The 25,444-nt window shown below is 32.9% G+C and carries 21 protein-coding genes, 6 tRNA genes, 1 pseudogene and 1 riboswitch; of the genes and pseudogenes, 8 read left to right on the forward strand and 20 right to left on the reverse strand.

Going from position 1 to position 25,444, the window contains the following annotated elements:
• The 3 genes and pseudogenes from BMX03_RS11250 to BMX03_RS05615 form a co-directional block, all read right to left on the reverse strand.
• Positions 1-204: pseudogene (locus BMX03_RS11250) on the reverse strand (hypothetical protein); the annotation flags it as partial.
• Positions 205-406: 202 nt separating this feature from the next.
• The gene (locus BMX03_RS05610) at positions 407-1,405 is read right to left on the reverse strand and encodes an isocitrate/isopropylmalate dehydrogenase family protein (RefSeq protein ID WP_091694285.1); all 999 of its coding nucleotides are present in this window, start codon (positions 1,403-1,405) and stop codon (positions 407-409) included.
• A 2-nt stretch (positions 1,406-1,407) separates the two neighbouring features.
• Positions 1,408-2,745 carry a citrate synthase gene (locus BMX03_RS05615; protein ID WP_022228317.1) on the reverse strand — a complete coding sequence of 446 codons (1,338 nt, stop codon included), beginning with the start codon at positions 2,743-2,745 and terminating at the stop codon, positions 1,408-1,410.
• 238 nt (positions 2,746-2,983) lie between these two features.
• Here BMX03_RS05615 and BMX03_RS05620 point away from each other — a divergent pair, with 238 nt between their 5' ends.
• The 3 genes from BMX03_RS05620 (at position 2,984) to ilvA (ending at position 7,448) form a co-directional block, all read left to right on the forward strand.
• A complete protein-coding gene (locus BMX03_RS05620; protein WP_018999947.1) occupies positions 2,984-4,903 on the forward strand; it encodes an aconitate hydratase in 1,920 nt (639 codons plus the stop codon).
• A gap of 142 nt (positions 4,904-5,045) precedes the next feature.
• Entirely contained in the window at positions 5,046-6,059 is a 1,014-nt protein-coding gene (locus BMX03_RS05625) for a peptidoglycan DD-metalloendopeptidase family protein (protein WP_091694287.1), read from the forward strand.
• A 126-nt stretch (positions 6,060-6,185) separates the two neighbouring features.
• A complete protein-coding gene (ilvA, locus tag BMX03_RS05630) occupies positions 6,186-7,448 on the forward strand; it encodes a threonine ammonia-lyase (RefSeq protein ID WP_015563507.1) in 1,263 nt (420 codons plus the stop codon).
• A gap of 46 nt (positions 7,449-7,494) precedes the next feature.
• On the opposite strand, the gene BMX03_RS05635 is transcribed toward ilvA, so the two are convergent.
• The 17 genes from BMX03_RS05635 to BMX03_RS05715 all read right to left on the reverse strand — a co-directional run bounded on the left by BMX03_RS05635 (position 7,495) and on the right by BMX03_RS05715 (position 19,425).
• Positions 7,495-8,346 carry a histidinol-phosphatase gene (locus BMX03_RS05635; RefSeq protein WP_091694290.1) on the reverse strand — a complete coding sequence of 284 codons (852 nt, stop codon included), beginning with the start codon at positions 8,344-8,346 and terminating at the stop codon, positions 7,495-7,497.
• A gap of 30 nt (positions 8,347-8,376) precedes the next feature.
• Positions 8,377-9,183 carry an HAD family hydrolase gene (locus BMX03_RS05640; RefSeq protein ID WP_075555048.1) on the reverse strand — a complete coding sequence of 269 codons (807 nt, stop codon included), beginning with the start codon at positions 9,181-9,183 and terminating at the stop codon, positions 8,377-8,379.
• Between the two features lie 125 nt (positions 9,184-9,308).
• Positions 9,309-9,384, reverse strand: a tRNA-Val gene (locus BMX03_RS05645).
• Positions 9,385-9,395: 11 nt separating this feature from the next.
• Positions 9,396-9,471 (reverse strand) — tRNA-Phe (locus BMX03_RS05650).
• Positions 9,472-9,480: 9 nt separating this feature from the next.
• A tRNA-Asp gene (locus BMX03_RS05655) sits at positions 9,481-9,557 on the reverse strand.
• A gap of 4 nt (positions 9,558-9,561) precedes the next feature.
• A tRNA-Val gene (locus BMX03_RS05660) sits at positions 9,562-9,637 on the reverse strand.
• A gap of 5 nt (positions 9,638-9,642) precedes the next feature.
• Positions 9,643-9,717, reverse strand: a tRNA-Glu gene (locus BMX03_RS05665).
• Between the two features lie 7 nt (positions 9,718-9,724).
• Positions 9,725-9,800, reverse strand: a tRNA-Lys gene (locus BMX03_RS05670).
• A 124-nt stretch (positions 9,801-9,924) separates the two neighbouring features.
• Positions 9,925-12,669 (reverse strand): AAA family ATPase, encoded by a 2,745-nt coding sequence (locus BMX03_RS05675; protein WP_091694293.1) that lies wholly within the window; start codon positions 12,667-12,669, stop codon positions 9,925-9,927.
• Positions 12,669-13,802, reverse strand: coding sequence for an exonuclease SbcCD subunit D (locus BMX03_RS05680; protein ID WP_091694296.1), 1,134 nt, complete (start codon positions 13,800-13,802; stop codon positions 12,669-12,671). The genes BMX03_RS05675 and BMX03_RS05680 overlap by 1 nt, the downstream gene beginning before the upstream one ends.
• Positions 13,803-13,838: 36 nt before the next feature.
• Complete coding sequence (locus BMX03_RS05685) at positions 13,839-14,732, reverse strand: phenylacetate--CoA ligase family protein (protein ID WP_091694299.1); 894 nt, start codon at positions 14,730-14,732, stop codon at positions 13,839-13,841.
• Between the two features lie 3 nt (positions 14,733-14,735).
• Positions 14,736-15,974, reverse strand: a complete 1,239-nt coding sequence (locus tag BMX03_RS05690; protein WP_019000157.1) for a radical SAM family protein — start codon at positions 15,972-15,974, stop codon at positions 14,736-14,738.
• On the reverse strand, positions 15,967-16,575 hold the full coding sequence (gene pth, locus BMX03_RS05695; protein WP_091694302.1) for an aminoacyl-tRNA hydrolase: 609 nt from the start codon (positions 16,573-16,575) through the stop codon (positions 15,967-15,969). Before pth ends, BMX03_RS05690 begins: the two co-directional genes overlap by 8 nt.
• Positions 16,576-16,638: 63 nt before the next feature.
• Positions 16,639-17,310, reverse strand: a complete 672-nt coding sequence (locus BMX03_RS11370) for a Crp/Fnr family transcriptional regulator (protein ID WP_015563497.1) — start codon at positions 17,308-17,310, stop codon at positions 16,639-16,641.
• A complete protein-coding gene (locus BMX03_RS05705) occupies positions 17,300-17,893 on the reverse strand; it encodes a TetR/AcrR family transcriptional regulator (RefSeq protein ID WP_022228274.1) in 594 nt (197 codons plus the stop codon). The genes BMX03_RS11370 and BMX03_RS05705 overlap by 11 nt, the downstream gene beginning before the upstream one ends.
• Positions 17,894-17,899: 6 nt before the next feature.
• Positions 17,900-19,138: a multidrug effflux MFS transporter gene (locus tag BMX03_RS05710; protein WP_091694304.1), complete on the reverse strand. Its 1,239-nt coding sequence runs from the start codon at positions 19,136-19,138 to the stop codon at positions 17,900-17,902.
• 77 nt (positions 19,139-19,215) lie between these two features.
• Positions 19,216-19,425 (reverse strand): DUF4405 domain-containing protein, encoded by a 210-nt coding sequence (locus BMX03_RS05715; protein WP_008540118.1) that lies wholly within the window; start codon positions 19,423-19,425, stop codon positions 19,216-19,218.
• A gap of 133 nt (positions 19,426-19,558) precedes the next feature.
• Positions 19,559-19,642: riboswitch (glycine riboswitch) on the forward strand.
• 177 nt (positions 19,643-19,819) lie between these two features.
• Between BMX03_RS05715 and glyA the strand changes: the two genes are divergently transcribed.
• From glyA to gcvPB, 5 genes are all read left to right on the forward strand, one after another.
• Positions 19,820-21,070, forward strand: a complete 1,251-nt coding sequence (gene glyA, locus BMX03_RS05720; protein ID WP_091694307.1) for a serine hydroxymethyltransferase — start codon at positions 19,820-19,822, stop codon at positions 21,068-21,070.
• An 83-nt stretch (positions 21,071-21,153) separates the two neighbouring features.
• The gene (gene gcvT, locus BMX03_RS05725) at positions 21,154-22,245 is read left to right on the forward strand and encodes a glycine cleavage system aminomethyltransferase GcvT (protein WP_019000032.1); all 1,092 of its coding nucleotides are present in this window, start codon (positions 21,154-21,156) and stop codon (positions 22,243-22,245) included.
• A 39-nt stretch (positions 22,246-22,284) separates the two neighbouring features.
• On the forward strand, positions 22,285-22,665 hold the full coding sequence (gcvH, locus tag BMX03_RS05730) for a glycine cleavage system protein GcvH (protein ID WP_091694310.1): 381 nt from the start codon (positions 22,285-22,287) through the stop codon (positions 22,663-22,665).
• Positions 22,666-22,685: 20 nt separating this feature from the next.
• Positions 22,686-23,999: an aminomethyl-transferring glycine dehydrogenase subunit GcvPA gene (gcvPA, locus tag BMX03_RS05735; RefSeq protein ID WP_091694312.1), complete on the forward strand. Its 1,314-nt coding sequence runs from the start codon at positions 22,686-22,688 to the stop codon at positions 23,997-23,999.
• A gap of 2 nt (positions 24,000-24,001) precedes the next feature.
• The gene (gcvPB, locus tag BMX03_RS05740) at positions 24,002-25,438 is read left to right on the forward strand and encodes an aminomethyl-transferring glycine dehydrogenase subunit GcvPB (protein ID WP_015563493.1); all 1,437 of its coding nucleotides are present in this window, start codon (positions 24,002-24,004) and stop codon (positions 25,436-25,438) included.
• Positions 25,439-25,444: the final 6 nt, after the last annotated feature.

Consider the following 25,444-nt stretch of genomic DNA (forward strand, 5'->3'; position numbering starts at 1 on the left):
CTTTTCCCATGTAGAAATTGTACCAGTATTAGGAATGGAAAATTTGGCTGCTGTTTGATTTAATGATAAATGATGTAGCCATTTATATTCAATAACTTTTTGCTTAAAGATAGGAGTATATTTACGATTTTTATGAAGAAGTTGTGGAATACCACCATGTTCATAATGAGATATCCATCTGTAAAGAGGAGCTATATCTGGCATGTTTAGAATTTTAGCTACATGAGAAATAGAAATTTCCTTTTAAAACCATTTTAATTGCTTTAACTTTAAATTCATTTGAGTATTTAGTCATAAAAAAACTGCACCTCCAAAAGTTGTTTTGTGTCCAACTTTTGGAGTGCAGTTCAAAATTATCATATTTTATGGTAGTCTTTTTTATAAATAATTATATTAAATTTATTTTTTATAGTTTAGCTATGATAGCATCACAATATGCTTCTGTTGTAGCTGTACCATGAAGGTCTGGTGTTAAAGTAGTTCCTTCGTTTAATACTGCATCAACGGCATTTCTGATTTTGCTAGCAACATCATTTTGACCAAGATATTCAAGCATCATACAAGCAGACCATAAAAGTGCTGTAGGATTTGCTATATGTTTACCTGCAATATCTGGTGCGCTACCATGAACTGCTTCAAACATAGCATAATCTTTACCGAGATTGCTAGATGGCAATAAACCAAGTCCACCGATTAAGCCACTAGTGAGGTCAGAAACGATATCTCCATAGAGATTTGGCATAACCATGATATCGAATTGTTGAGGGTTCATTACAAGTTGCATGCAAGTGTTATCAACGATTTTATCATTAGCTTCGATTTCTGGATAATTTTTAGCGATATCGTAGAATATACTTAGGAATAAACCATCACTCATTTTTAAGATATTAGCTTTGTGTACACAAGTTACTTTTTTGCGATTATGAGCTTTAGCATATTCAAAAGCATCTTTAATAATTCTTTCACTAGCATGGCGAGTGATTATTTTTGTAGCATGAACAGTATTTTCATCAATTTGTTCTTCTACACCTACATAAAGGTCTTCAGTATTTTCTCTGAAAACAATTAGGTCAACATCTTTAAATGCAGTTTTTACAGCATTATTTGATTTAGCAGGGCGAATGTTAGCATATAAATCATATTTTTTACGTAAAGTTACATTTAAAGAGCGGAAGCCTTTGCCAATAGGAGTAGTAATTGGAGATTTTAATAATACTTTGTTTTTATCAAAGGAAGCAAATGCTTCATCAGGGATTAATTTACCATTTGTTTCATATTCTTTAGCACCGACATTGAAAATTTCATAATTAAGGTCAGCGCCAGCTTTATCTAATATTTTTAAAACAGCATCAGTTATTTCAGGACCAATGCCATCGCCTTTAAATACAGTAATAGTTTTAGTCATTTTTATCTATCCTCCATAGGTACATATTCATTTAATTCACCAACATATTTTGTAGCAGGACGCATGATACGGCCATCATATAATTTATTTTCTAAGTTATGAGCAAGCCAACCTACCATACGGCTGATAACGAATAATGGTGTAAACATATCGCGAGGAATACCAAGCATATCATAAGCAAAGCCACTGTAAAAGTCTACATTTGCGCACGCTGTTAAGCCTTTTGTTTCCATCAAAATTTCTTTAACAATGCGTTCAAAGCGTAAATAGAATTCAAATTCTTCTTCACGACCTTTTTCATGAGCTACGATACCACAATAATGGCGAAGTATTTCTGCACGTGGGTCAGAAAGTGTATAAACAGCATGACCAAAACCGTATACAAGACCAGATTTATTGTAGAATTGTTTATTTAATAATTTCAATACAATATCTTTAATTTTGGCATCATCACGAGTATAGCCTATTTCGGATATAACAGCATCCATCATTAAAGCTACTTTTATATTAGCACCACCATGACGAGGTCCTTTGAGTGAACCTATAGAGCCAGATACAGCAGAATAAATATCTGTGTCAGTGGAGGAGATTACTACATTTGTGAAAGTGGAGTTGTTACCACCACCATGATCAGCATGTAAAAGGAGCATAATATCTAAAAGATTAGCTTCTTGTTTGCTGAAATTGCTATCAGAGCGAAGCATATATAAAATATTTTCAGCAGTAGAGTAATCTTTGCGAGGATAGTGAATTATAAGACTTTTATGTTCATAGTAATGCATTTTAGATTGATAAGCATAACATGCGATTGATGGCAATTTTGCCATGATTTGAATACCTTTTAATAATGTTTCATATACATCGGTATTATCTGGGTCTTCATCATAATTATATAAAGTCAAAATTGCATGTTGCAATTTATTCATTAGATTTTTACCAGGCATGCGAAGTAAATTCATTTCTAAGAAATCATCAGGAAGTTCATAGTTTTCTTGAAGGAGTTCGCAAAAGTTTTCTAATTCTTTTTGTTTTGGTAAGTAACCAAATAATAATAAAAAGCAAGCTTCTTCATAAATATAGCGTAAATCATGACGATTTTTTACTATTTCATTGATATCTATACCACGAAAAAATAAAGTACCTTCAGTATCTACTTTTGTACCATCTTCATTGTATGTATAACCTACAACGTCTGCAACACGAGTAAGACCTACTAAAACACCTGTACCATCTTCATTACGTAAACCTTTTTTTACATTGTAGTCTTTATATAAATGATTAGGAATATCTGTATAATTTTGTGATTTTCCGTAGAATTGAGCTAAGAACGTATTATCCATAGACTAATTCTCCTTTTCTATTGAATTGATATTAACGATGAGTTTATAAAAAGCATATTATATAAAAAGATACTTGTCTATTATATCACAAAAAATATCTTATATAAAAGTCAAATATACACTGTATACAATATTTTTATAGTAAATGTTTACTGTATTGATACACAAATCGTAATAATTTATGTTATAATGAAAATATTGTTCTTATGTATACTAAAAAAGTAAAGGAGAGCTAAAGATGCCTACATTAACAGAAAAAATAATTAAAGCTCATTTACAAGAAGGCACTATGGACCGTGGTTGTCCAATAGCTATTAAAATTGACCAGACTTTAACACAAGATGCTACAGGAACTATGGCTTATTTACAATTAGAAGCTATGGGTGTAGACCAAGTTAAAACAGAATTATCCGTAAGCTATGTAGACCACAATACACTTCAAAGTGGTTTTGAAAATGCTGATGACCATAAATATTTACAAACAGTAGCAAACAAACATGGTATTTATTTTTCTCGTCCAGGTAATGGTATTTGCCATCAGGTACATTTGGAAAGATTTGCAGCTCCAGGTAAAACTTTATTAGGAAGTGATTCTCATACTCCTACAGCTGGTGGTATTGGTGCATTGGCTATTGGTGCTGGTGGACTTGATGTTGCTTGTGCTATGGCGGGACGTCCATTTAATTTAAAAATGCCAAAAGTGGTAAATGTAAAACTTACAGGTGCATTACATAAAGGTGTAAGTTCTAAAGATATTATTTTAAAAGTTTTACAGCTTATGACTGTAAAAGGTGGCGTAGGTAAAGTTATTGAATACACAGGTGAAGGTGTAAAAACTTTAAATATTCCTCAACGTGCTACTATAACAAATATGGGTGCAGAACTCGGCGCTACTACATCTATATTTCCAAGCGATGAAGTAACATATGAATTTTTGAAAAAACAAAATCGTGAAGATTGTTTCGTAGCTTTAAGTGCAGATGATGATGCTGTTTATGATGAAACATATGAAATCAATTTAGATGATTTAGAACCAATGATTGCTATGCCTCATAGCCCTGATGCTGTAAAATCCATCAGTGAAGTTGTTGGCAAAAAAATAGACCAGGTTGCTATTGGTAGCTGTACAAATTCTTCTTATAGAGATATGATGATTGTCGCTTCTATATTAAAAAATAAAACAGTTGCTGAAAATGTATCCTTATGTATTTCTCCAGGTTCTAAGCAAGTGTTGACTATGCTTTCTCAAAATGGAGCATTAACAGATTTAATTTCTAGTGGTGCTAGAATGCTTGAATGTACTTGTGGTCCTTGTATCGGTATGGGTCAATCTCCTATTACAAATGCATGGTCACTTCGTACTTTCAACCGCAATTTCTATGGTAGAAGTGGTACCTTAAGTGCAAATGTATGTCTTGTTTCTCCAGAAGTAGCTGCTTATAGTGCTATAAAAGGTGTTATCTCTGATCCTAGAGAAGCTGAATTTGATATTCCAGCAGAACCAGATCATTTCTTAGTAGATGACAGCATGATTATTGCTCCAGAAAAACAGCATCCTGAAAATGTGGAAATCGTTCGTGGTCCAAATATTAAACCACTTCCAGAAAATACTCCACTTGCTGATACTGTAGAAAAACAAGTAGTAATTAAAGTAGTAGATAATATTACTACAGACCATATCGCTCCAGCAGGGGCAAAAGTATTGCCATTCCGTTCTAATATTGAAAAAATATCTGAATTTATTTTCCGTGATGTACAAGCTGGATTTAAACAACATTGCTTATCTGTTGGCGGTGGCTTTATCGTTGCAGGTCAAAACTATGGTCAAGGTTCTAGCCGTGAACATGCAGCACTTGCACCAATGTATTTAGGCATTAAAGCTGTTATCGCTAAAAGCTTTGCACGTATACATCAAGCTAATCTCATAAACTTTGGTATCGTACCATTCACTTTTGCAAATGAAGCAGATTATGATACTATTGATGAAGGCGATGTATTAAAAATTAGTAATTTACATCAGCTTGCTCCAGGAAAAGCTATGATGGTAGAAAATGTTACTAAGAAAACTTCTTTTGCCGTAAATCATGCATTATCTCAATTAGATATTGATATTTTAATGGCTGGCGGTCGTTTAAATTATATAAAAATGGGTAAATAAAATCTTAATTGAATTTTAATGAAAAAAAGCATTTTGCTTGGCTATTTGCAAGGCAAAATGCTTTTTATTTATGTTATAATAAGAAATTAGGAAATAAATGTTTACTATTATTTATTATTTAAAGATACAGGAGGTTTAAGTTTTGAGTCAGGAAGAGTTAAATAAACAAGCTACTGAACAAAATAATACAGAAACAGAAATAGAAGATATAAAAGTAGATATAAAAGTAGTAAAAAATGATGAATATACAATAAAAATCATACCTAATAAAACAGATGATGTAAAATTATTTACTATAAGTAAAAATATGCTCAGATATGTGATGACATCTGTAGTTATTATGATAGTGTTAGTTGTTGGTTCATTGAGTTTTGCAGGTTATGTATATTTCAATAATCAAGCAGATAAACAGCATTTACAAGAATTGCAAGAAGCAAATGCACTTCAACAGCAACAATTATCTGAACTTGATAAAAAAGCTAATAGCTTAAAAGAAGATATGGATCAATTAAATAACTTAGAAAATGAATTAAAACAATTATCTGGTATAGAACTTCCAGAAGGAAATAATGGAGATAGTGTAAATCTAGAACAAAATGGACAAGGTGGACCTTATCCTCAAACACCTACTATAGAAAATGTACGTCTTACCTTAGATACTGTAGAAAATACAATGAATGGTAAACTAAATAATATGGAAGAATTGAAAAAACGTTTGCAGACTGCTATCATGATGAAACGTCAGCAAGTAGCAATTGCTAATCAGACTATATCTATTACTCCATCTATTTGGCCAGCTAAAGGTGTAGTAAGTTCACCATATGGTCTTCGTTGGGGCGGTAGCGATTTTCACCCTGGTATTGATATTGCAAATGATATGGGAACACCAATTAGAGCAACAGCTGATGGCGTTGTCAGCATTGCTGGTTGGAATTCTGGTGGATATGGCAATATGGTAGATATCGACCATGGCAACGGAGTGATGACTCGTTATGGACATGCTTCTTATGTAGTAGTATCTGCTGGTCAACAAGTAAAACGTGGACAGATTATTGCTTATATGGGAAGTACAGGCTTTTCAACAGGCCCTCATGTACATTATGAAGTTCGTATAAATGGACAAGCTGTAGACCCATCTGGATATTTATTTAACTAATAAAAATAACAGTGATGAATTAGACTAAATAGGAGTTTAATTCATCACTTTTTTTATATATGTAAAGTTGTTAATTTTATGATATAATAGAAAACATCTACATAATTTTAAGTAAACAAAAAGGAGATGGTTTTATTGGCTAAAGAGCAAGTAGAAGTAAAATTAACACCACAGGAAATAGTAGAAAAAACAACTATAGCTGATGTGTATCGTGCTGTTAAAAATTTAGATGGTGTTATATACAAAACTAAATTAATCTACAGTGATTATTTTTCCAATTTATCACATAATGATATATATATAAAACCTGAAAACTTGCAAAAAACAGGTTCTTTCAAACTTCGCGGAGCGTATAACTGCATTAGTCAGTTGAGTGAAGAACAAAAAGCTCATGGTGTAATTGCAGCTTCAGCTGGTAATCATGCTCAAGGTGTAGCTTATGCAGCTCAACAATTAGGCGTTAAAGCTGTAATTGTTATGCCAGCGACTACTCCATTATTAAAAGTAGAAGCAACTCGTGCTTATGGAGCAGAAGTTGTATTATCTGGAGATAGTTTTGATGATGCGGCAGCAAAAGCAGTAGAATTACAACAAGAATTCAATTATACATTTATTCACCCATTTAATGATATCGAAGTTATCTTAGGTCAAGGTACTACAGCTTTAGAAATCATTGACGATTTAAAAGATGTTGATGCGATTTTAGTACCTATCGGTGGTGGCGGTTTTGCCAGTGGTGTAGCACTTGCGACTAAAATGGTAAATCCACATGTAAAAGTAATCGGTGTAGAACCTTGTGGAGCAGCTTGTATCAAAGCATCACTTCAAGAAAATAAAGTAGTATCCTTGCCAAGCGTTGATACTGTAGCAGAAGGTACAGCAGTAAAAACACCAGGTGATGTAACATTTGAATTCATTAAAAAATATGTAGATGAAGTAATTACCGTTTCTGAATTTGAAATTATGTCAGCTTTATTATCTTTGATTGAAAAACATAAATTGATTGCTGAAGGTGCGGGCGTATTATCTTTAGCAGCTAGCAGAAAATTACAATTCAAAGGTAAGAAAGTGGCTGCTATCGTAAGTGGTGGTAATATTGATATTTCTACAATTTCAGCACTTATTGATAAAGCTTTAATCGCTCGTGGTCGAGTATTTTGCTTTAGTGTACAACTTCCAGATAAACCTGGTCAGTTATTGGCGATTTCTCAAATTTTAGCAGATTTAAATGCCAATGTAATTAAATTAGACCACAATCAGGCTAAAGTAACAGATAGCTTCAAGAAAGTAGTGCTTGAAGTAACTGTTGAAACAAATGGTATAGAGCATATTCAACAAATTACTCATAGCTTACATGAACATGGTTTTAAAGTTAAAAAAATATATTAATAAAAAAAGACGATAACTATTAAAAGTTATCGTCCTTTTAATTATATTAGCCTAATTCTACAAATTCACGATGTCTTTTTGTAAAACGTATAGATTGGTTATAGCCAAAAGATTTAGCATATGAAATAGCATCATCAATATGATTGCCACAATGTTCTGGTTTATGTGCATCAGAAGAAGTGATAATAGGAAGATTGTATTCTACAGCGATTTTCATAAAATCAGGATATGGTGAAATTTCAGCTATAGGATAGCGATATAAAGTACCAGTATTGATATCGATAGCCATATTAGCTTCTTTAACAGCTTTAGCTACACGGACTAAATAAGGTGTAACATCAAAATCTGGTATATTTTTAAATAAACGAATATTAAATGGATGACCTAAAACATCATAGATTTTACTAGCACAGAGTTTTTCAACTTCTTGTGCATACCAATCATAGATTTCTTCTAAAGTGTGATTATTCCATTCATCTTTTATTTCTGAAGAATCATAAGCCCAACCATGAAGAAAATGGATAGAGCCAATGATATAATCAAAATCATATGGTGCTAAAATATTTTTTACTTTTTCTTGGTCTTGGAAATTACATACTTCAATTCCTGTTTTAACCTTGTAGCCTAATTTTCGCAATTTAGCAATAAAGTTAAAATAATCATCTAAAGTGTATTTGAATTTATTTTTCTTTAACCATTGTTGTTGGAATTTACCTACAAAGCTATCATCTAAAATTAAATCCTGATAATATAAATCTTTGAATTCAGGAAATGTATGGCTATGTTCAGAGATGCCGATTTCTGTCAATCCATGCTTTTTGGCACTATCAAAAAATCCTTTGACCCAATTTTCATCATAAGAGCCATATTCAAAATGCATATGATAATCTAATTTCATAATATTAGCTTCTTTCTATTTGATATTTAATCAATGATTGCTTTCTTGTTGAGCAAGTAATTGACGAATTGTTTTAACTACACCATTTTTATAATTTGGTGGTGCTATATAGCGAGCTACTTTCTTTAATTCAGGAATGGCATTTTCCATAGCATAACTATAATATACAGATTGCATCATTTCATAATCGTTTAAATAATCGCCAAAAGCTACACATTCTTCTGGTTTTATATTTAATTTTTTCTGTAATTTTTGGATAGCTACACCTTTGTTGATGCCTAAAGGAATGATATCCACCCAGATATCACTGCTTAAAACTACTTGCATTTCATCAGCTAAAGGTAAGAATTTTTTATAGATATTATTTATAGAATCGCGATTAAAACAATCACAAAGAGAAATTTTAATAATTTCATCATCAACTTCAGAAAAATCATGAAGAATTTTATACTGAGTGTAATAAAGATTTAATTCATCATGAAATTCTTTATTTTGAGAGATGATATAGCCACCTTTTTTACCGCTTAATACAATTTCTACTTTTGGCAATTTTGCAGTTTCAGCGATAATTTTTTGTACAGCAGTATCTGGTAATGTAGCAGAAAAAATTTCTTTATCATGTTGGCAGACATAAGTTCCATTTTCAGAAATAAAAAGTAAATCATCTTTATATTTAGGAAATTGGGAAACGAGTGCTTGATATTGGCGTCCGCTAGCAGGTGAAAACATAATATTATGTTGTTTTAATAAATCCATAATTTCATCAAAATCATCAGGTAATTTATTAGGTTCAACAAGTAAAGTACCGTCCATATCGGAGATAATCCATTTAATCATATAGCAGACTCCTTTATCAAATTTTGGTAAAAATAATTTTATATAGAAAGTTTATCATAAATACTTAAATTTGGGTATAAAAAAACTACCCTTTAATGAGAGAGGGTAGTGTAGATATTTCATTATGGTGGGCGGTAACAGGATCGAACTGCTGACATCTTGCTTGTAAGGCAAGCGCTCTCCCAGCTGAGCTAACCGCCCAAATAAAAAAATGGTGCCTCAGAGCGGAATCGAACCACTGACACGGGGATTTTCAGTCCCCTGCTCTACCGACTGAGCTACCGAGGCAAATAAAAATGGCGACCCGAAGGGGACTTGAACCCCTGACCTCCGCCGTGACAGGGCGGCATTCTAACCAACTAAACTACCGGGCCGTAGTGGTGGGCGATAACAGGATCGAACTGCTGACATCTTGCTTGTAAGGCAAGCGCTCTCCCAGCTGAGCTAATCGCCCAAATATGGTGACGCGTATGGGATTCGAACCCATGAAGCCGCCGTGAAAGGGCGGTGTCTTAACCACTTGACCAACGCGCCATTGTAATGGTGGCTCACCCGAGATTCGAACTCGGGACACCCTGATTAAAAGTCAGGTGCTCTGCCAACTGAGCTAGTGAACCGTATTGCGTTGTTGTCGCTTGACAACGTAGATTATTATATAGAACTTTGAAACAAATGTCAACACTTTTTTTGAAAAAAATTAAAGTTTTTTTGCTTTGGAAAAAAAAGGGGCTAAAACCCTTGTTAAATAAGGATTTTAGCCGTGCTACCTTTTTCATGATTTTTGGTGATTTGAATTTGTTTATCAATTTTTTCTTTTAATTCATCTACATGAGAGATGATACCGATTAATTTATTTCCTTGAGATAATTGAGAAAAAACTTTGATTGCTTGAGCAAGTGATTCACTATCTAAAGAGCCAAAACCTTCATCAATAAACATAGTATCTAAATGAATACCACCAGCAAAAGATTGGATTTCATCGGATAAACCGAGAGCTAAAGATAAGGAAGCTTTGAAGGACTCGCCACCAGATAGAGTTTTTACACTGCGAGTCGTGCCGTTGTAGTGGTCGATTACATCTAATTCTAAACCAGTTTGCGAGCGAAGTTGTTCACTTGATTTACAGCGCACTAATTCATATTGACCTTGTGTCATCATCATCAAACGAGTATTAGCTCGTATTAAAATTCGATCGAAATAATGCATTTGTACATAAGTTTCAAGCATGATGCGTTCTTTGCCGGCAACTGAACCTGTAGCTGTAGTGTAGAGTGCTTGTATGTTGCTATAAAGGGATTGTTTAGCATCTAATAGTTCGATTTTTTTCATTAATTTTTGTTGAATTTGGTGATTAGTAGTAATTCGAGTATGCAGTTTTTGTATTTGAGGCATTAAATTTTCTTTTGTTGCTAAATATTCTTGTTGAATTTTTTCTAATTCGTTTAAATCATAATTTTGAGGTGTGAGTTGCGTTTGTAGTGAGGCGATTTTAGCTTTGATTTCTACAAGTGCTTGATTTAATCTATCAAATTCAGTTTGAGCAGTAGCGAGATTTTGTTGTAAATAATTTTGTGTTTGTTTATATTTTTGAAGTTGCTTTCTAGCATCATTTTCATCAGTGAATAAAAGAGCTTTAGTTAAAGTATTGATTTCAGTTGTTAAGATTTCAATATCTGTATTTTCTTTAACGATAGAAGTATTTAATGTTAGAAGTTTTTGCTCTAAATTTTTTTGCAATAATAGATTTTTTTCTAATTGTGCATTTAAGTTTATTTGTTTTTGACTTAATTTATTTAACTGGATTAATTGCTTATCAAGCTGATTTTTTTCGTTTAGAAGTTCACATTTTTTTATTTCTACATCATGAAAGATAGTTTTTTGAGTGAAGTTACCTAAAATATTTTCTGCTTGTGCTTTTATTTCCGTAAAGAGATTATGCAATTTACCATTTAATTCGCTAGCTAATTGGGTAATTTCATTCAATTTTTTGGAGAAAATATCGCATCTATTTTTTAATTGTTCAAGCTCAGCTTGAGTTGGTGCCAACGTAGATATTTTGGCTAATTGTGGGTGATTTGTAGAACCGCAAACAGGGCAAGGTGTGTATGGTTTTAAATCTTTGGCTAAAATACCTGCTTGTTCTGCCAAAAACAAGTGATTTTGTTGATTATAAATTTGCTCTAATTCAGCAAGTTTTGCCTGTTGTTGTTGCCATTTTGTCTTATATTCTTTGTGTTTTAAAGATGTTTGTTTATATTTTTCAAGCAGTGTGGAGAGTTTTGTTAAATTTTGTAGTCGTTGATTATTTTCTTTTTGTGCAGAATTTGTTTGTTCAATCTGTACATTTACATCTGTTAGAGTTTTTAAATCTGTTTGTATATCATTTATAGTTTGCGTTAATTTTGCTAAAGTGATTTCATCATTTGCCATTTGTTGCTGTTTGCTTTGCAATGCTTTTTTTGCTGTTTGTAAGAGATTTTGCTGTTTAGATATATATTGATATTTAGGTAATTCTTCTGTTAATTTGGCAATATTTACATTTAATGAAGTGGATTTTATTTCAAAATCTTTTTGTACTAGGGATAATTTTTCTTGAATATTAGGGAGCGTTTTTGTTTTAGTTGTTAATTCTGATTGATATTCATTGATTTTTTGCTGTATTTGCTGTTGATTAATAGCAGTATTTATAATTTTTTCATTTTCTTTGATATTTTGTTCTAAAATCGTAAAATCTTTTTCTAATTGTTTTAAATCATTTTTATCTTGATTAATGATTTGTTCTAGATTTATAAGGCAATCTTTAGGCATCAATGGATTAAAGTCATAATTCGTATTTTCAGGAAGTATGATTGTTTCTATATATTGCTTAATACTGTTATTAATCAAGAGAAAATCTTTTTTGAGAGCATTGAAGCGTTCTTTTAATTTTTCTTGTAATTGTTGATATGGTTTAGTATTGAAGATTTTGCGGAAAATATCACTGCGTTCTTTCGTCGAAGCATGGATTAATTTTAAAAATTCTCCTTGAGCAATCATGGCTATTTGTGTGAATTGATTTACATCAAGACCAATTAATTCATTTATGGCAGAGTTCACTTCTTTTATGCCTGTTATTGGCTGTTGATTGGGTGGATAAAATTCTGCTTGAGCTTTTTCTTTGACGAAGCCATTTCCTTTTTTTGCAGGGCGAAGATATTCAGGATTACGGCGAATCGTGTATAATTCATTGTTATATGAAAATATCATTTCTACAAATGTAGGTATGTTTTTATCGGCATATTTACTGCGAAGCATTTCATTTTCGCGGATACCACCACTAGTATGACCATAGAGGGCAAAAGTAATTGCATCAAAAATTGTAGTTTTGCCTGCACCTGTATTGCCACTGATTAGATAGATACCTTTATTGCCTAATAGACTCATATCCAATTCACATTTATCAGCATAGGCCCCAAAAGCTGATATAGTTAATTTTAAAGGACGCATTATTTTCCCTCCCAGATATCTTGAATTAATTCTTGTAAAATATCTATTTGATTATCATTTAAATTTTGATTATTTTGTTTGTAATATAATTCTTCAAAGAGATTTAATGGCGTTTTTAAATTTGTAATATCTGTAGTTTCGATATTTTGAACTGTCTTGGTGCGAAGATTATCATATGTCAGTTGCATGATATTAGGATAGATAGAACGCAAGCGATTGATGGCATCAGGAATATCTTCTTCATCAGTGAGTGTTATGGCTAAATAATCATCTGTATTCGTCTGTTCATAATTGCTCTTTAGCGTTAATTCTGCATAAGAGCCTTTTAATTTACGCATATCATGAAGAAATGAAAGTTTTTTTTCATAAATGGTCAATTTGTTTTTTTGTGGAAAATCAAGGATAGTAACAGTTTTTTCTTGATTAGCTTCGGAAAAAGAATATTTTAATAAAGTTCCACAATAACGAATTTTTTCGCTTAAAATATTTTGCGGTGTATGCAAATGACCAAGTGCTACATAATCAAAATCTTGAAATAATTGGGCATCGACATTATCTATACCGCCGACGATTATTTCCTCGGAGTCGCAAGTGTAAGCACCTGTTACGAATTGATGAGCGATTAGAATATTGCGTTCATCTAGATTTAAAGATATTTGCTTTAGAGCTACTTTTACTGCCTGATTGTAAGAGGTGATTTCTTCTTCAGGAAAATAACTTCTCACAATAGCTGGTTTGATAAATGGCAAAAGATAAAAATTGATACTGCCATGTTCATCTTTTAAGGTAATATGAGAGATTTTGCCATCATAGATTGGTGAGATAAAAATATTATTGTCTTTAAATAAATTCGCTCCAAAAGCTACACGTTGGGCACTATCATGATTACCGCTAATAATAAAAACGGGCAGATGTAACTCTGCCCAAGATGTTAAAAATTCATCAAATAATTGTATAGCTTGATTGGTAGGAACGGATTTATCAAATACATCACCAGCAATCATAACAGCGTCAATAGCTTCTTCTTTTGCTATTTGAAGTATTTGTTTATGGATATGCTTTTGGTCTTCATATAGAGAAAAACCATTGAGATTTTTACCGAGATGAAGGTCGGACAAATGCATGATTTTCATAAAGTATCCCTTTCCTAAATTAAAATATATTGAGATTTATTTTTCTAATTGTATTGTGGCAAAAGTACGACCACATTCACAAGTATGTTTATAATCAATAGAAGCTGTGAGTTTAGTTTGGAAGCGAATAATAGGCATTGCTTCAAATGTTAAAGGAGTAATGACTAATTTATTATCAACAACTTCTGGATAGAGATAATCATCTTGTACATGAACATGATTATGTTCACAAGTGAAAATGATACCTGCAAAGCCAAAGTACTTAGACATATAGACTTTAGCTAATGGATGATGGAAATGATGTTCGATTTCATCAAGTGTTGTATCTTGGAAATTATCAATTAAAACAATGATTTTTGGCGGTAAGTGCTCAACATTTCGTTCAATCATAGTTTTTAAATTTTTAGCACTGATGATTAAAGATGTAGCATTGAAAATGCCAATAACATCAATAGCAGCATCTACGCTATTACAAGGAAGTACTGTAGCACCTAATGCTTCAGCTGCATAATGTAAGTCCAATAAATATTGAGAGCTATAATTACCACAGATAATCAATGTTGATGTTTTATTGATATCATTGCTAGCTAAAGGTCTGATAGCGATATCGATATTGCGTGCAATATCGTCTGCTGTAAAACCGCGATATAAACCGCTGATTGTTCGGTTAAAACGCAAAGTCTGACTAAGTGGGCCTGTTAATAAATCAAAGGCAGATGCTTGAATAAGTTCATCTCTAGTCGTTACAGGGAGATTTCTTATATCAGATAAAGTTTTTATATCTTCAGCATGAATATCAAGACCATTGTATTTCTTTTTGTAGAAAGAGGATTTTTCTAATGCCCAACGAAGATTTTTGCGAAAGCGTTGTAAAATGAGTTCAACTTTTTCTTCAGTTGTCATCATTTCTACTCTGGGATTGATGACCATGATTTATTCTCCTTTTTGATAATGACTGAAATTACCAATGACGATATCAGGGAATTCTTCGTGTAATTGGCGAATAAATTCTTTAGTGCCGATAGCTTTAGTAAATGGTGGCATGATTTCGGCAAAAGCATCAGGATCGATATTTAAATTGCGAATTTGAATCATATTTACAGGATTTTCATGTAAAAATTCTTTCCATGCTTTAAATTCACTTTCACTATCATTAAAGCCAGGGAAATAAAGCATATTTAAAGAAATATGCACGCCATGTTCATGAGCGTAGCGAATGGATTCTTTTACATTATCAAGTTCATAACTACCGCGATAATAAGCTTTGTAATTTTCAGGAATAGCACTGATAATACTTACACGCATACTATCAAGACCAGCATCAACAATGCGTTTGATACCTTCTGTATAGCCGGCATTAGTATTTATATTGATTTGACCTTTGTCTGTTTTTTTGCGGATTTTTTCAATAGCAGGCACGATATTGTCTACAGCAAGAGAAGGTTCACCTTCACAGCCTTGACCAAAACTGATAATGGCGTCTGGTGCAGTTTCTAAATGATAGATACCGATTTGAGCAATTTCTTTTGGTGTAGGACGGAATTTTATGCGACTTTGTGGAGATGGACAGCATTCAGCAGGCTGAAGAGAGATACAGCCAAAACAATTAGCATTACAAACTGGAGAAGATGGAATACCAGCTTCCCAACGGCGATAAAATAGATTTTGAGCTGTGCAACAATGCCATGTCAAAGAACAATTACCTAAATGTTCAACAAGGCGATTGTCTGGTAAATCTTTTTGAACGCGTTTAACTAATTTATGCAAATTGCGAGTATTGTAATGAGCAGGATCCCATTTATCATTTTCATCAGTGTACATAGCTGCTACATAAAGTTCATCTTTATAGACAACAACAGCAGTATAGCCATAAAGTGGGAGCATTTGAGCGTCATCTTCTTTTTTGAAAGCTGGCATATATAAACGAGTATAACCAGCAGGCAAGATGGCAGCTACGGCATTGCCCATGATAGGCATGATTTCATCACCGTATTTGGCAAGTGGTAAACGATCTGGTAAAAACATTAAATCAGCAGATTCTGGAAGTGGAATTAAATCATCTGGGGAAAGTTCGATGATATCTGTTCCAGTTCTAGCTAAAGCTTGGAAACCTTTTGGGGCATCTAGGATATTACCATCTTCATCAGCATATAATGCACGAATATCAGCCATTATTTTTATCCTCCTGTTTTACTTTATTTTTCTTTGCTTTTTTAGGATTGTATTTATTCATAGCCATATCGACAGAATCGTTAACGATACATTCTACAGCAGGGATAAGATATTTGATCGCTTCATCTACAGATGTTTTATCTTCTTGAGGAAATGGAGCAAGAACATGATTTACTACACTCCAACCAGGAAGAGGTCTACCAACACCGAGTCTTACACGTGGGAAATTTTCACTGCCTAAATGAGCGATTAGAGACTTTATGCCATTGTGTCCGCCAGAACTACCTTTTTTGCGAATGCGAATAGTGCCAGATGGGATATCCATATCATCATGAGCTACAATGATATCTTCTGGAGTTACTTTATACCAACGCATCAAAGGACCAACGGCTTCACCGCTATTATTCATATAAGTTTGCGGTTTAACGAGCAGGATTTTTTCAGTGCCAATGCGACCTTCTGCAATTTGAGCATTGAATTTATCTTTCCAAAGATTTATATTAAGATGCTCAGCTAGTGCATCAACGAGCATAAAACCGACATTATGGCGGGTTTTGGCATATTCATTACCAGGATTGCCAAGACCTACAATTATTTTCATTAAATTACCTCCAAGACAATATATAATAATTAATATTTTAGCATAAAAACAAAAACAAAAGCACTAGAGTTTTTCTAGTGCTTGTTTATTTATGATTTTTACTTTTCCACGAGTGATTTCTACATATCCTTCTGTAGAAAAATATTTGAGCATACGCGTTACTACTTCACGAGCTGAACCCATTAATTTGGCTATTTGTTCATGAGTCATATTGATTTCATTAGAATTAGTAGTATTACTTTCATTGAGTAAAAACTCAGCAAGTCTTTTATCAAAACTGGTGAACATCATCTGTTGCATAGCCCAGGTTACAGTGCATAAACGCTTAGTAGCAAGTTTATAAGTGATGGCTTCAAGATAGATATTTTCATTCATGACCTTGGCAAAAGCACAAGGCAAGATTTGAATAAGCTCGCAATCAGTTAAAGCTTCAATGTAAATGTCAAACGTAATATCTTTAATCACACAAGAAGCAGATAATATGGAAATATCGCCATCATTTAAGCGATAAAAAGTGATATCTTTACCTTGCTCAGATAAAGTATAAACTCGCAATTGTCCTTTTTTGATGATTAAAATACCAGAACAACCTTCTTTAGTTGTATGCACAAAATTATTTTTTTTTACTTGAATTAAAGAAGCATTTTGAGAAATGATTTGTTGTTGTTTAGTAGTTAATTGTTGCCATGCAGGAAAAAGCGTATTTAATAAATTAAAATCATCATTATTTAGCATAATTTTCCCCTAAAAGATTATTAAAGTTTATAAGCAAAGGCAAATTATTAGCTAATTGATGTAAAGGTTGAGTATTTTTTTTAGTCAAAGATAAAGTAATGGCACCTTCTGTCAGCATGACCATAGTCATAGCTAGAAAATCAGCATATTCTTCCTGTAAATCCATTTTTAAAAAGCTGTTTTTATAGATATTTTGAATTTGTTGGAAAGTACGTTCGCATTCTAGGCGTATTATTTCATTAGAAGAAAAAGTTTCTAAAGCTATTAGACTTATGGAAACATTTGGTTGAAATAAATCTTTTTCAATCTTTTGTGCAATATATATTAAATGTTGTTGCAAGCCTTCAAGCGGTGTAGAAGCTTTAGCTAATACATCTAAAATTTCTGTAGAGATTTTTTCAGCAGTTTTTTGCAAAGCTTCTTGAGCAAGTTGTTCTTTTCCTTGGGGAAAATAATAATAAAGCGAGCCTTTAGGAGCATTACTTTTTTTGAGAATTTCACTAATTCCTGTGGCATGATATCCTTGATTAGCAAATAAAGAGGAGGCTGTATCAATAAAGATATCTTTTGTATTTGTTTTCATAGGCAATTATCCTTTTGTATTAGAAGCTATAGTTTTAACATATTTTCTAGTGATAGTTAAGAAGATAATCAATGCTAAAACTTCAGCAACAGCAATTACTAAGGCTGTAGGAAGAGCTGTAGTACCACCACCAATACCTACAATAGGTGCTACGAAACCACCAGAGATTGTGGAGAAAAATCCGAGTAATGCAGAAGCACTACCGGCAACTTTCTTTTGAGTTTGCATAGCAAGAGAGAAACTAGTGGAAGCAGTGAGTGGTAATGCTGTTTGAGTTAATAGCAATAAAATAATCAATAGATATATAGAAAAATCTAAAACAATTCCTACTAAAAATAATATACCAAAAATCAAACCTTGGCAAAGTCCTATAAGTAATAATTTAGAGTCAGGTATGCGACCTGTTAAAATATTAGTGATTTTACCAGCTATCATCATACCGATACCGACGAAAGCAAAAACGAGAGAAACATCTTGTGGTGTGAAATTATAAATACCTTGAAGCATGAAAGGCATGCCAGATATATAAGCGAACAAGGAACAGAAAACAAAGAATTGAATAGCACATAAGCTAGCAAAATAAGGTCTAGCACATAAACTGAAAAATACTTTAACAATATGGGCAATATCGCCTTTTAAACGTTTTTCTTCAGGAAGAGTTTCTTTGTATTTTAATAGTGATAAAAGAGTAATACCGATGCCGGCAAGAGTTAAAATAACAAAAACACTTATCCAGGAGAAGAAACGCAATAATTGACCACCGAGCACTGGCGCAATTATAGGAGCAAGACCTTGAATAATCATTACCGTAGCTAAGAATTTAGTGAGCATTGTTCCTTTATAGATATCACTGGCAATAGCACGACTGACAACTAAAGCGGAAGAAGCAGCAAAGCCACCAATAAAACGAGCAAAGATAAAAAGCTCAATAGATGGGGCAAAAATACAAGCTACAGAAGAGATAGTAAAAATTATCAAACCGAAAACAAGAGGTCTTGTTCTGCCATAAATATCACTTAATGGTCCCGCTATGACTTGCCCTATGGCAAGACCAATAAGCCAAGATGTAAGTGTTAATTGAATAATAGATGGTGTAGTTGCAAAATCAAGTGTCATTTGAGGCAATGCTGGCAAATACATATCAGTAGCAAGCGGACCTAATGAGCAGATTGAAGCTAAAAGTGTAATTAAAATATTATTTTTATTTTCGCTAATATTAGCATCTGTTTTTGACATTGTAGACATGTTTATACTCCTTTTTATAAAAATATAACAACTGGTCTATATAATATAGCAAAAAAAATAAGTAAAGTCAAAGGACTTTACTTAAAGATATTTTTTATCCATCTGCGATTATCAATTAAATGAATGATAACGAGTATAATCATAAAATAACCTAAATATATATGCAACGGTTTAGATAATGTTTTTGGCAGTATTAAAATTTTAAAATCCATACAAATTCCAGTAAACGCAATTATGATAAAAGATATGGCTAGTAAAATAAACGTAATATGCATACGTGTTTTCATTTTTGATCAACTCCTGTTCTTTATTATAACGAATAAATATTAAAATTATCTTAAGTTTTGAATTAAATGTAAAAAAATTTTTATATTATTGCATTATTTTGAATTAAATGGTATTATAAACCTAGATATTCGGTTGATCGATACGGGAGAGATTGCGATAGCAACGCCGAAGGTGAAAGAGGCACAAACTCTCAGGCAAAAGGACCGTATACGGACGAAACTCTGGAAAGCAATTAAATTTGCACCGAAGAAGAAAAATCTTTCAGGTACAAAAGACAGAGCGCATGAATTTTCATGCGCTCTTTTTTGTGCGAAAAAATAGAAATTAGTTTTAAATATAAAAGAATATTATAAATAAAAATAAAGTAATTATTTAATAACAGGAGGCGTAGCCATGGATTTATTAACAAATTTAAAAACAGTTGACCCAGAAATACAAAAAGCAATAGACCAAGAACTTTCTCGTCAACGTGAAAAACTAGAAATGATTGCTTCAGAAAATATCGTTAGCACAGCCGTTATGCAAGCTCAAGGAAGTATACTTACAAATAAATATGCAGAAGGTTATCCAGGCAAACGCTATTATGGTGGTTGTGAATATGTTGATATTGTAGAGCAATTAGCTATAGATCGTGCTAAAAAATTATTTGGTGCAGAATATGCAAATGTACAGCCACATTCTGGAGCACAAGCAAATACAGCAGTATATTTTGCTTTGCTAGAGCCAGGAGATACTATTTTAGGTATGAACCTTACAGATGGTGGTCATTTAACACATGGTAGCCCTGTAAATATTTCTGGTAAATATTTTAAAATTATTCCTTATGGTGTAGATAAAGAAACTGAACGCATCAATTATGATGAATTAGAAAGATTAGCAAAAGAACATCAACCAAAATTAATCGTTGGTGGAGCTAGTGCTTATTCTAGAGTTATCGATTTTGAACGCATGGCACAGATTGCAAAATCTGTAGGCGCATATCTCATGATAGATATGGCACATATCGCAGGTTTAGTAGCAGCAGGACTTCACCCAAGCCCAGTACCATATGCAGATGTAGTAACAACAACTACACATAAAACACTTAGAGGACCTCGTGGTGGTTTAATCCTCTGTCGTGATGCAGAATTTGGCAAACAATTCAATAAAGCAATTTTCCCGGGTATTCAAGGTGGCCCATTAATGCATGTAATAGCAGCAAAAGCTGTAGCATTTAAAGAAGCTTTAAGTGATGAATTTAAAGTTTATCAACAACAAGTTTTAGATAATGCAAAAGCCCTAGCAGATGAACTTGTGAAAAAAGGATTTAGAATTGTATCAAGTGGTACAGATAATCATTTAATGCTGGTAGATTTGCGCTCTAAAAATATCACAGGAAAAGAAGCACAATTCTTGTTAGATGAAATAGGTATCACAGCAAATAGAAATACAATTCCATTTGAGCCATTGAGCCCATTTGTAACAAGTGGTATTCGCCTAGGAACACCAGCACTTACAACTAGAGGATTAAAAGAAGAAGATATCCGTGAGGTAGCAGATATCATTGCTGATGTTATCGAAAATCGTGAAGATGGCGCTGTTATTGAAGCAGCAAAAGCAAAAGTTCAAGCTATTTGTAAGAAATTCCCATTATATGAAGCTTAAAATATCGGTTTGTCAGTTGGACAATTAAGTATATAAAAACATCAAATTTTAGTGTCGGTAATAATTACAAGGAGGGAATGTATATGGATTTATTAAAAACACCATTATATGAAGAACATCTTAAATGTCATGGTAAAATGGTGGAATTTGCAGGGTACAGTTTGCCTGTCCAATATGCTACAGGAGTAATTAAAGAACATTTAGCAGTGCGTACAGCTTGTGGCTTATTTGATGTATCACATATGGGCGAAATAATTTGTGAAGGTGAAGATGCTCTAGCAAATATAAATATGTTATTATCCAATGATTATACAGATTTAGATATTAATCATGCTCGCTATAGCCCAATGTGCAACGAACAAGGTGGCGTAGTTGATGATTTAATCGTATATAAACAGCATGAACATAAATATTTTATTGTAGTCAATGCTGCTAATAAAGATAAAGATTTTGCATGGATGAAAGCACATGCTTTTGGTGATGTAAAATTTAGTGATGTTTCAGCAGATTATGCTCAGTTAGCATTACAAGGTCCAAAAAGTGAACATATTTTAGCTCAAGTTACTGATGAAAAAAATATTCCACAAAAATATTACACTTGTATTTTTGACGCTAAGATTGATGATATTGATTGCATTATTTCTCGCACAGGATATACAGGCGAAGATGGTTTTGAAATCTATGTAGCTAGTAAATATGCTCCAGCTATTTGGAATTTATTATTAGAAAATGGCAAAGAAGATGGCTTAATTCCTTGTGGTTTAGGTGCAAGAGATACTTTGCGCTTAGAAGCTGCAATGCCACTTTATGGTCATGAAATGAATGATGAAATTTCTCCAAAAGAAGCGGGCTTAGGCATTTTTGTAAAAATGGATAAACCAGATTTTATCGGTAAGAGTGCATTAGAACAAAAAGGTGCACCAACTAGACGTCGTGTAGGCTTGAAAGTTACAGGAAAAGGAATTATTAGAGAAGCACAAGATGTTTATATTGATGGAGAAAAAATCGGTGTTACTACATCAGGTACACATTGTCCATATTTAAAACAGGCAGTGGCTTTAGCTATTGTAGATGTAGCACATAAAGATGTAGGTACAAAAGTACAAGTTGATGTACGTGGTCGTATGGTTGAAGCGGAAATCGTTAAATTACCATTTTATAAAAGAAGTAAATAAAAAGAAAATAAATTTATAAATTTTTAGGAGGAATAAATTATGAACTTTCCAGAAGAATTATTATATGTAAAATCTCATGAATGGGTACAAAAACAAGAAGATGGAACTTATTTAATCGGTATTACAGATTATGCTCAAAATGCACTCGGTGATTTAGTTTTTGTTAATTTACCAGAAGAAGGCGATGAAGTAGTTAAAGGTGAAACTTTTGCTGATGTAGAGTCTGTAAAAGCTGTATCTGATGTATTTTCTCCTGTTAGTGCTACTATTGAAGCAGTTAATGAAGAATTAGCTGATGACCCAGCACTTATTAATAGTGATCCTTATGGTGCATGGTTTATTAAAGTTAGCAATTTAACTGACCATGAAGATTTATTAAGTGCCAAAGAATATGAAGAATATGTACAAACTCTCGATTAAATAATTATTGAGGTGATTTTATGGGAACATATGTAGTCAATAGTAAAAAAGAACAGCAGGAATTATTAACTAGATGTGGTCTTAATTCTTTTGTGGATTTATATAAAGATATTCCCGAAGAAGTGTTATTAAAAAATGGCTTGAATTTACCAAAAGGCTTAGCTGAACTTGAAGTTAAAAGAAAATTTGAAGATTTAGCAGATAAAAATAAAGTTTATAAACATATATTCCGTGGAGCTGGTGCGTATAATCATTACATTCCATCAGTAGTAAAAGCTATTGCAAGTAAAGAAGAATTTGTAACAGCATATACACCATATCAGGCAGAAATAAGTCAGGGAATATTACAAGCTATATTTGAATTTCAGACTATGATTTGCGAATTAACTGGTATGCAAATAGCAAATGCTTCTGTTTATGATGGAGCAACGGCAGCAGCAGAAGCAACAGCTATGTGTTATGAACGCAAAAAAGCTAATACTGTTTATGTATCAGCAACTACTAATCCACAAGTGATAGAAGTTATTAAAACGTATAGTTTTGGTCATGATATAAAAGTTGAATTAGTGCCAGAAAAAAATGGCATTACTGATATCGAAGCATTAAAAACAATGATAGATAATGAAGCTAGTTGTTTTTATGTGCAACAGCCAAATTATCTTGGTAATATTGAAGACCTTGTAGCACTTGGTGAAGTAGTGCATAAGGTAAAAGCAAAATATATTGTAGGCGCTAATCCAATAGCTTTGGCAGTATTGCAAACTCCAGCACAAGCAGGTGCTGATATTGTAGTAGGAGAAGCTCAGCCACTTGGTTTACCACTTGGTTTTGGTGGTCCATATTTAGGATTTATGGCAACTACTGATAAAATGATGCGCAAAATGCCAGGCAGATTAGTTGGTCAAACTGTTGATGTTGATGGAAAAAGAGCTTTCGTACTTACATTGCAGGCAAGAGAACAACATATTCGCAGAGAAAAAGCTAGCTCTAATATCTGTTCTAATCAGCAGTGGTGTGCATTAGTAGCTTCAATTTATCTTGCAACTATGGGTGCTAAAGGTTTAGTTGAAGTTGCAGAACAGTCAGTAGCTAAAGCCCATTATTTAGCAGAAGAATTGTCAAAAGCAGGTCTGACTTTAAAATATCAGCAACCATATTTCCATGAATTTGTTACTGTTTCTGCCAAAAATACACAAGATATTATGGATAAATTAGCTCAAAATAATATTTTAGGTGGATTGCCACTAAATGAACGAGAAATATTATGGTGTGCTACAGAAATGAATACTAAAGAAGAAATTGATAAATTAGTTGAATTAGTGAAGGCGGTGTAGATATGAATTTAATTTTTGAACAAAGTACACAAAATCATCAATGTAGTATTTTACCGCCTTGTGATGTTATCAAAGTAGAATTGCCTACAAAACGTCAAGAGCCTTTGACTTTACCAGAGCTATCTGAAAATGAAATCAGTCGTCATTATACGCAATTAGCAGAAAATGTGCATGGTGTAAATAATGGTTTTTATCCTTTAGGTTCTTGCACTATGAAATACAATCCTAAAATTGATGAAGAAGTAGCAAGTTTCAAAGGTTTTACTAATATTCACCCATTGCAAGATACAAAAACTGTACAAGGTGCATTAGAAGCAATTTCTTTGGCTAATGATTATTTATGTGAAATAACTGGTATGGATAAAATGACTTTCCAACCAGCAGCGGGCGCGCATGGTGAATTTTCCGGATTATTATTAATCAAAGCGTATCATAAGAGCAGAAATGATGAAAAACGTCATAAAATAATTGTTCCTGATTCTGCACATGGCACAAATCCAGCAAGTGCTTCTATGGTAAATTATGATGTTATTTCTGTTCCATCATCTAGTGATGGTTGTGTTGATATAGAAGCATTAAAAGCTGTATTGTCTAAAGAAGGCGAAAATATCGCAGGCTTGATGTTAACTAATCCAAATACAGTTGGTATTTTTGATAAAAATATCTTAGAAATTACCAAATTGATACATGATGTAGGCGGATTATGCTATTATGATGGGGCAAATTTAAATGCTGTAATGGGTTGGGCTCGTCCAGGTGATATGGGCTTTGATGTAGTACATCTTAATTTGCATAAAACTTTTGCTACTCCACATGGTGGCGGTGGCCCAGGAAGTGGCCCTATTGGTTGTAAAGCATTTTTACAAGAATTTTTACCAGGATATCAAGTAGTGCAAAAAGATGATTATTTTGATTTAGTGCGCTATGAAAAATCATATGGTATGGTAAAAGAATTTTATGGTCATTTCCTCGTAGTATTGAAAGCATTGGCTTATATTATGACTTTAGGCAAAGAAGGCATCAGTGAAGCTTCGGCAAATGCTGTACTCAATGCCAATTATATGAAACAAGAACTTTCAGATACTTTTAATATGGCTTATGATGGCATTTGTATGCACGAATTTGTAATGAGCTTAGAACAATTGAAACATGATTATAATGTATCTGCTTTAGATGTAGCAAAAGCTATGTTAGATTATGGCATTCATCCACCAACAATGTATTTCCCATTAATTGTGCATGAAGCATTGATGGTAGAACCTACAGAAACAGAAGGCAAGGCACAGATGGACGAAGCTATTAAAATTTATAAAGAAATTTATAAAACTGCGATAGAAAATCCAGATATTATGCATGAAATGCCACTTAATACTGTAGTGCGTCGTTTAGATGAAGTTTTAGCTGCAAGAAAACCAATATTACGCTATCAGGCAGAGTGATTAATT

The organism is Megamonas sp. Calf98-2 (genome assembly GCF_900110235.1).
In the GTDB taxonomy this organism is placed as follows: domain Bacteria; phylum Bacillota; class Negativicutes; order Selenomonadales; family Selenomonadaceae; genus Megamonas; species Megamonas funiformis.

Bases quoted from the DNA above. Each gene is read 5' to 3' on its own strand.
- BMX03_RS05610 (WP_091694285.1), bottom strand. From the start codon at position 1,405: ATGACTAAAACTATTACTGTATTTAAAGGCGATGGCATTGGTCCTGAA.
- BMX03_RS05615 (WP_022228317.1), bottom strand. From the start codon at position 2,745: ATGGATAATACGTTCTTAGCTCAATTCTACGGAAAATCACAAAATTAT.
- BMX03_RS05620 (WP_018999947.1), top strand. From the start codon at position 2,984: ATGCCTACATTAACAGAAAAAATAATTAAAGCTCATTTACAAGAAGGC.
- ilvA (WP_015563507.1), top strand. From the start codon at position 6,186: ATGGTTTTATTGGCTAAAGAGCAAGTAGAAGTAAAATTAACACCACAG.
- BMX03_RS05635 (WP_091694290.1), bottom strand. From the start codon at position 8,346: ATGAAATTAGATTATCATATGCATTTTGAATATGGCTCTTATGATGAA.
- BMX03_RS05640 (WP_075555048.1), bottom strand. From the start codon at position 9,183: ATGATTAAATGGATTATCTCCGATATGGACGGTACTTTACTTGTTGAA.
- BMX03_RS05675 (WP_091694293.1), bottom strand. From the start codon at position 12,669: ATGCGTCCTTTAAAATTAACTATATCAGCTTTTGGGGCCTATGCTGAT.
- BMX03_RS05680 (WP_091694296.1), bottom strand. From the start codon at position 13,802: ATGAAAATCATGCATTTGTCCGACCTTCATCTCGGTAAAAATCTCAAT.
- BMX03_RS05685 (WP_091694299.1), bottom strand. From the start codon at position 14,732: ATGGTCATCAATCCCAGAGTAGAAATGATGACAACTGAAGAAAAAGTT.
- BMX03_RS05690 (WP_019000157.1), bottom strand. From the start codon at position 15,974: ATGGCTGATATTCGTGCATTATATGCTGATGAAGATGGTAATATCCTA.
- pth (WP_091694302.1), bottom strand. From the start codon at position 16,575: ATGAAAATAATTGTAGGTCTTGGCAATCCTGGTAATGAATATGCCAAA.
- BMX03_RS11370 (WP_015563497.1), bottom strand. From the start codon at position 17,310: ATGCTAAATAATGATGATTTTAATTTATTAAATACGCTTTTTCCTGCA.
- BMX03_RS05705 (WP_022228274.1), bottom strand. From the start codon at position 17,893: ATGAAAACAAATACAAAAGATATCTTTATTGATACAGCCTCCTCTTTA.
- BMX03_RS05710 (WP_091694304.1), bottom strand. From the start codon at position 19,138: ATGTCTACAATGTCAAAAACAGATGCTAATATTAGCGAAAATAAAAAT.
- BMX03_RS05715 (WP_008540118.1), bottom strand. From the start codon at position 19,425: ATGAAAACACGTATGCATATTACGTTTATTTTACTAGCCATATCTTTT.
- glyA (WP_091694307.1), top strand. From the start codon at position 19,820: ATGGATTTATTAACAAATTTAAAAACAGTTGACCCAGAAATACAAAAA.
- gcvT (WP_019000032.1), top strand. From the start codon at position 21,154: ATGGATTTATTAAAAACACCATTATATGAAGAACATCTTAAATGTCAT.
- gcvH (WP_091694310.1), top strand. From the start codon at position 22,285: ATGAACTTTCCAGAAGAATTATTATATGTAAAATCTCATGAATGGGTA.
- gcvPA (WP_091694312.1), top strand. From the start codon at position 22,686: ATGGGAACATATGTAGTCAATAGTAAAAAAGAACAGCAGGAATTATTA.
- gcvPB (WP_015563493.1), top strand. From the start codon at position 24,002: ATGAATTTAATTTTTGAACAAAGTACACAAAATCATCAATGTAGTATT.